This is a genomic window from Terrabacter sp. P5_B1, assembly GCF_056400505.1.
The window spans coordinates 1-6,596 of sequence record NZ_JBFULD010000240.1 but is presented as its reverse complement, the minus strand read 5'-3'; the positions used below and the strand labels follow the sequence as shown (position 1 = coordinate 6,596).

The 6,596-nt window shown below is 69.9% G+C and carries 4 protein-coding genes; 2 read left to right on the top strand and 2 right to left on the bottom strand.

All coding sequences use genetic code 11. From position 1 onward, the window contains the following. The first annotated feature begins 109 nt into the window (after positions 1–109). Together AC1DP0_RS15885 and lysS are read left to right on the top strand one after the other, a co-directional pair. Positions 110–1,420, top strand: a complete 1,311-nt coding sequence (locus AC1DP0_RS15885) for an adenylosuccinate synthase (RefSeq protein WP_478085935.1) — start codon at positions 110–112, stop codon at positions 1,418–1,420. A gap of 60 nt (positions 1,421–1,480) precedes the next feature. Next, entirely contained in the window at positions 1,481–3,265 is a 1,785-nt protein-coding gene (lysS, locus tag AC1DP0_RS15880; protein ID WP_478085933.1) for a lysine--tRNA ligase, read from the top strand. A gap of 122 nt (positions 3,266–3,387) precedes the next feature. Here the strand turns inward: lysS and AC1DP0_RS15875 are convergent, their stop codons facing one another. Both AC1DP0_RS15875 and AC1DP0_RS15870 read right to left on the bottom strand, forming a co-directional pair. Beyond that, positions 3,388–4,971, bottom strand: coding sequence for a M4 family metallopeptidase (locus tag AC1DP0_RS15875; RefSeq protein ID WP_478085931.1), 1,584 nt, complete (start codon positions 4,969–4,971; stop codon positions 3,388–3,390). Between the two features lie 487 nt (positions 4,972–5,458). Continuing rightward, positions 5,459–6,596: ATP-binding domain-containing protein (locus AC1DP0_RS15870; RefSeq protein WP_478085929.1), on the bottom strand; the 1,138-nt coding region annotated here is incomplete at its 5' end.

Genomic DNA, 6,596 nt, shown 5'->3' with positions numbered 1-6,596 from the left:
GCCCCGGCCGCCACCACAAGTCCGCCCGGGCGGAGAAGCCGCGTCCGGGGCACGCGTCACGAACCGATAACCTTGCGGTTGGCTTGGACCACAACCGGAAGGCAGACCGATGCCGGCAATCGTGCTCGTCGGAGCGCAGTGGGGTGACGAGGGCAAGGGCAAGGCGACCGACCTGCTCGGCAGCAGCGTCGACTACGTCGTCAAGTTCAACGGCGGCAACAACGCCGGTCACACCGTCGTCATCGAGAAGGACGGCAAGCGCGAGAAGTACGCGCTGCACCTGCTGCCCTCGGGCATCCTCAGCCCCAACTGCGTGCCGGTCATCGGCAACGGCGTCGTCATCGACCTCGGCGTGCTCTTCGAGGAGCTCGAAGGGTTGGAGGCACGCGGCGTCGACACGGGCAAGCTGCTCGTCTCGGCCAACGCCCACGTCATCCCGAGCTACAACCGCACCATCGACAAGGTGACCGAGCGCTTCCTCGGCAAGCGCCGCATCGGCACGACGGGTCGCGGCATCGGCCCGACCTACGCCGACAAGATGAACCGCGTCGGCATCCGCATCCAGGACCTCTACGACGAGGGCATCCTGCGCCAGAAGGTCGAGGCGGCCCTCGCGCTGAAGAACCAGCTGCTCGCCAAGGTCTACAACACCCGCGGCGCCGCCGTCGACGAGGTCGTCGAGGAGCTGCTGTCGTATGCCGCCCGCCTCGCTCCCATGGTCGCCGACACGAGCCTCGTGCTGAGCCAGGCGCTCGACCGGGGCGACACGGTGCTCTTCGAGGCCGGGCAGGCGACCCTGCTCGACGTCGACCACGGCACCTACCCCTACGTCACCTCGAGCAACGCCGTCTCCGCGGGCGCGTGCACCGGGTCCGGCGTCCCGCCGACGCGCATCGACTCGGTCATCGCCATCCTCAAGGCCTACACGACCCGTGTCGGCGAGGGCCCGTTCCCTACCGAGCTGCACGACGACAAGGGCGAGTTCCTGCGCAAGACAGGCGCGGAGTACGGCACGACGACCGGTCGTCCGCGCCGCTGCGGCTGGATGGACACCGTCGTCGGCCGGTATGCGACGCGGATCAACGGCGTCACCGACTTCGTCATCACCAAGCTCGACGTCCTCACCGGCCTCGACAAGGTCCCGGTCTGCGTCGCCTACGACGTGGGGGGCGTGCGCCACGACGAGATGCCGGTGAACCAGACCGACTTCCACCACGCCACCCCGATCTACGAGGAGCTCGACGGCTGGTGGGAGGACATCACCCACTGCCGCTCCTTCGACGAGCTGCCCGCCAACGCGCAGGCCTACGTGCTCCGGGTCGAGGAGCTCATCGGCGCGCGGGTCTCGGCCATCGGGGTCGGGCCGGGCCGGGACGAGATCATCGAGCGGTTCCCGCTCAAGCCGGCCGTCGCGGACTGACGCGTCCGCCCTCCACCCGAGCACACGGCATACGAAAGCCTCTGTAACTGAAGGAAACCCATGACTGAAGAGGTCACCCCGCTCGACTGGGTCACGCGTCTGGCCGACGACGTGATCGCCGAGGCGCAGGAGCGCAACTCCGGCCAGACGATCGTCTGCGCGTCGGGCATCAGCCCGTCCGGCCCGATCCACCTCGGCAACTTCCGCGAGCTCATCACGCCGCACCTCGTCGCCGACGAGATCAAGCGCCGCGGCATCGACTGCGAGCACATCCTCAGCTGGGACGACTTCGACCGCTTCCGCCGGGTGCCGAAGAACCTTGCGGGAGTGGATGACTCGTGGGAGCAGTACATCGGGATGCCGCTCACGTCCGTGCCACCGCCCGCCGGGTCGCCGCACGCGAGCTGGGCCGACCACTTCAAGGCGCCCCTGCTCGAGGCGATGGAGGCGACCGGAATCGAGGTGCGCCAGATCAGCCAGACCGAGCAGTACCGCGCCGGCGTCTACCGCGACCAGGTGCTGCTCGCGATGCGTGAGCGCTTCGCCATCGACAAGGTGCTCGACCAGTACCGCACGCTCGAGGCCGTGGAGGCCGCGCGCCAGAAGTCGTCCGGCAAGGGCAAGGGCGGCAAGCAAGGCGGCGGCAAGGCGGCGAAGCTGACCGAGGCGCAGGCGGCGGCGGCCACCGAGGCCGAGCGCGGTTCCGGTGCGGCGTCCGAGGACGACGGCAGTGAGGGCAAGGCCGGCTACTACCCCTTCAAGCCGTTCTGCTCCTCGTGCGGCACGGACTTCACGACCGTCACGGGCTACGACGACGACAGCCACGAGCTGACCTACGCCTGCACGAAGTGCGGCCACAGCGAGACTGCCAACCTGGACACGTTCACCAACGGCAAGCTCGTGTGGAAGGTCGACTGGCCCATGCGCTGGGGCCACGAGCACGTGATGTTCGAGCCGTCGGGCGTCGACCACCAGAGCCCGGGCAGCAGCTTCGTCGTCGGCAAGGACCTCGCGCCGATCTTCGGCTGGGAGCGGCCCGTCGGCCCGATGTATGCGTTCGTCGGCATCGCCGGCATGGCCAAGATGAGCTCGAGCAAGGGCGGCGTGCCGATCCCGACCGACGCCCTCGAGGTCATGGAGGCGCCGGTGCTGCGCTGGCTCTACGCCCGTCGCCGGCCCAACCAGAGCTTCGACGTCGCGTTCGGTCCGGAGCTGCAGCGGCTCTATGACGAGTGGGATGCCTTGGGCCGCAAGGTCGCCGATGGCTCGGCACAGGCGGGCGACCTCGCCGCGCACCTGCGCGCCACGTCGACGGCTGCCGGTCCGCTGCCGACGACACCGCGACCGATGCCGTTCCGGACCATCGCGTCGGTCATCGACGTCACCCAGGGTGACGAGGAGCAGGCCGTCCGCATCCTCAGCGAGCTCGAGCCCGACAACCCCGTCGGCTCGACCGACGACCTGCGTCCGCGCCTCGACTGCGCCGAGCGCTGGATGCTCGGCTACGTCCCCGCCGAGGATCGCACCATCGTGCGCACCGAGCCCGACGCCGAGCTGCTGGGCAGCCTCGACGACCACCAGCGGGAGGGCCTGCGACTGCTCGTCGACGGCCTGGAGCGGCACTGGTCGCTCGACGGGCTGACGCACCTCGTCTACGGCGTGCCGAAGGTCCAGCGCGGCATCGATCCCGAGGCCAAGGTCAAGGACCCGGAGCTCTCGGCCGCGCAGCGCGCCTTCTTCGTCCTCGTCTACCGCCTGGTCGTCGGCAAGGACACCGGCCCGCGGCTGCCGACGCTGCTGCTCGCCGTCGGCGCCGACCGCGTCCGCACCCTCCTCGGCCGCTGAGCACCGTGGAGAACTGAGCACTCGACGCAGACCCGGTCGAGTGCCCGCTTCCCGACGCCGGACCGCAATCGAGTGCCCACTTCCACGCGTGTGGAAGTGGGCACTCGACTTCAGGAGGGGCGTCAGTTGACGCTGACGGCCGACCAGGCGGCGGCGGTCGCGTTGTACTGCGTGCTGCCGGCGCCGTAGAGGTCCTTGGCAGCCGAGAGCATCCCGGCGCGAGCGCCCGCGTAGTTCGTCGACGAGGTCCAGTACGTCGTCAGCGCGCGGTACCAGATGGCCGCGGCCGCGTCGTGGCCGATGCCGGTCACGGTGCTGCCGTTGCACGTCGGGCTGTTGTAGCTCACGCCGTTGATCGTCTTGGTGCCACTGCCCTCGGAGAGCAGGTAGAAGGCGTGGTTGCCGACACCGGAGGAGTAGTGCACGTCGAGGGTGCCGACACTCTTGCTCCAGCAGTTCGCCGATGCGCCGTCCTTGCTCGGCTGGTCCATGTAGCGAAGCGGCTTGGCCGAGCCGAGGGCGAAGCGCTCGCCGATGAGGTAGTCGCCCGGGTCGCCGGTCGTGTTGGCGGTGAACTCCACCATGGTGCCCATGACGTCGGAGGTCGACTCGTTGAGGCCACCGGACTCGCGGCGGTAGGCGAGGCCGGCCGTGGCCGACGTGACGCCGTGGGTCATCTCGTGTCCGGCCACGTCCAGCGAGACGAGCGGACCGTAGCTGACGCCGTCGCCGTCGCCGTAGCGCATGCAGAAGCACGTGTCGCTCCACGAGGCGTTGACCCAGTTGGTGCCGACGTGCACGAGGCTGCGAGCACCCTTGCCGTCGTTCTTGATGCCGTTGCGGCCGAAGGTGTTCTTGTAGAAGTCCCACGTCGCGCCGACGCCGAAGTCCGCATCGACGGCGGCCGTCTGGCGGTTGCTGTTCGAGCCGGTGCCCCACGCATTGTCCGCGTCCGTGAAGATCGTCCCGGTCGTCGAGGAGGTCGAGCCGTTGTTGGCGTCCTCGGTGCGGGCGCTGCCGCGCGTGCCGTCGATGAGCTGCCACTGCCCGCCGGACGGCGTGGTCTGCAGGGTGACGGTCCCCAGGTAGAGGCTGTTGCCGGTGCCGGCGTCGTTGATCTCGGTGGCCCAGTGGTCGACGACGGCGCCCGAACGGGCATCGACGAAGACCGCCGTGCCGGCGGGCTCGCCGTGCGCGCCGACACCGTCGACCTGGGTCTTCCAGACGAGGCGGGCCGGGCCGCCCATCGCGTAGACGGCGAGCGTCGGCTTCGACGTGCTCACCGTGTAGTCGACGCTGCGCGCCGCCGTCGCCGCCGCGGTGGCAGGGGCCACGGACGGCGTCGTGGAGGCGACGCGGACCGAGGTCGACGCGGCGTCGACGCCCTTCCAGGCCCCCGCCTTGTCGGTGTGGACGACGAGATCGCCACCGACGACGGGGAGGCCCTTGAACGTGCGGTCGAACCGCACATGCGCTGAGCCGTCCTTGTCGGTGGAGACGGTGCGGGTCGTGAGGCTCTGGTCCTGGTCGMGGCCGAAGGCCGACCCGTGGGCCCTCGCGGCCGCGCCTGCTGCGGCGGCCCGGTCGTTGCCGGCTCCCGAGGCCGACTGCGTGGCTGCCTGCGCACCGCTCGTGGCGATCGTCGCAAGCGCGGTGGCGGCGATCGCTGCAGTGGCGACCGTCGTCGTGACGAAGCTCTTCTTCAAGGCATTCTCCTGGCTCCCGTGGTGCCCCCGAGGGCGGTCCGATGACCTGCCGCCACAGTTGTCGGTCGCGCCTTGGCGCGCCAGAGAGCGGGGAGAATGTTTGCCGTCGCTTGAACAAGATTTGAACCGTGCGAGATGTCCTTTCCCAGACATCTCCCAGGAACGCACGTCCCATGCGGCCAGCGGGCTCGGACATGGAACGGGCGAGGGGCGAGATACAGGGGGGTCGTATCTCGTCCCTCGCCCGGTGCGAGCCCATCTGTGGGAGCGGGACCTCGCCGGACGCCAAGGGCCTCAGGGGGGAGAGGACGGCGGGGAGGGGGGTCCCCGTGTCTTGACGTTGGAGCAATCATCCCGCCGGTTCGGGACCGAGTCGATGATTCACGGAATCTTTGAACAAGTCTTTACCTTGTCGCACAGGCCGCCTGACCGGGCAAAACGGTGTGACGCATGCGCAGTCCACCGAGACGGGACCGGATGGAGCGACTCAGGACAGAACGGTCATCCGGTGCGCCGCTCGGGTCAGCGCGACGTAGAGCACACGGACGCCGCCGGGTGACTCACGGGTGATCTCGTCGGGGTCGACCACGACGGTCGCGTCGTACTCGAGGCCCTTCGTCGACATCGGGTCGATGACCTGGACGCGTCCCCCGCCGAGCTCGGCCACAGGAGCGAGCCGGTCAGCGTGGGTCGACGGGGTGATGACCGCGATCGCTCCTTCGACCTGCGCCAGCAACGATTCGACCGCCTCCCGCGTCGACGCCAGRGCGTCGGGTCCGAGGGCGCCCTCGACGGGGTCGATCCCCGTCTCGCGCACCGCCAGCGGGATGTCGGCATCGGGCACCTGACGCCGCACGACCTCGGCTGCGTAGTCGAAGATCTCGCGCGCGTTGCGGTAGTTGGTGTCCATGTGGAACTGCTGGCGCGCCTGCGAGCCGAAGGCCTCCTCGCGCGCAGCGGTGGCCTCGGTGGCGTCGGGCCACGAGGCCTGGGCGGCGTCACCGACGACGGTCCACGAGGCATACCTTCCTCGGCGGCCGATCATCCGCCACTGCATGGGCGAGAGGTCCTGGGCCTCGTCGACGAGGACGTGCGCGTACTCGTCGGGCTTGCCGATGCGGCCGGCGAGGAGCTTCTCGCGCGGGTCGGTCAGGACGAGCGGTGCGCCCGCGTCGCGAGCGGCGCTGACGACCGGCTGCACCTCGGTGACGCCGTACTGGCTGAGGTCCTCGAGCTCCTCGATCTCGTAGAAGCCGCGTTCCTCCTTGGGCGCCTCCTGCACCGGGCCGAGCCGTGCGGCGACGTCGTCGATGAGCGCGACGTCGGCCACCGACCACGTGCCGGTCTCGAGGGCATGGCGGAACGAGGCGGCCAGGGGCTCGATCTCGTCGTCCCGAAGAGTGCCGCGGGAGTGGCGTCGCACCAGCTCGGGGTCCGCGAGCCAGAGCAGCACCTCGCGCGGGTCGACCTGCGGCCACCACACCTGCATGAACGCCTCGACGTCGAGGTGGTCCTCCCACTTGTCGAGGAACTCGGCCCTGGCGTCGCGATCGCCGGTGATGCCGAGCGAGGCCCAGGCGGCCTCGCCGAGCGCGTCCTGCGCCGCGGCCGTCGCCGTGTTGCGC

Coding starts and splice junctions, on each gene's coding strand:
- AC1DP0_RS15885 (WP_478085935.1), top strand. CDS start 110: ATGCCGGCAATCGTGCTCGTCGGAGCGCAGTGGGGTGACGAGGGCAAG.
- lysS (WP_478085933.1), top strand. CDS start 1,481: ATGACTGAAGAGGTCACCCCGCTCGACTGGGTCACGCGTCTGGCCGAC.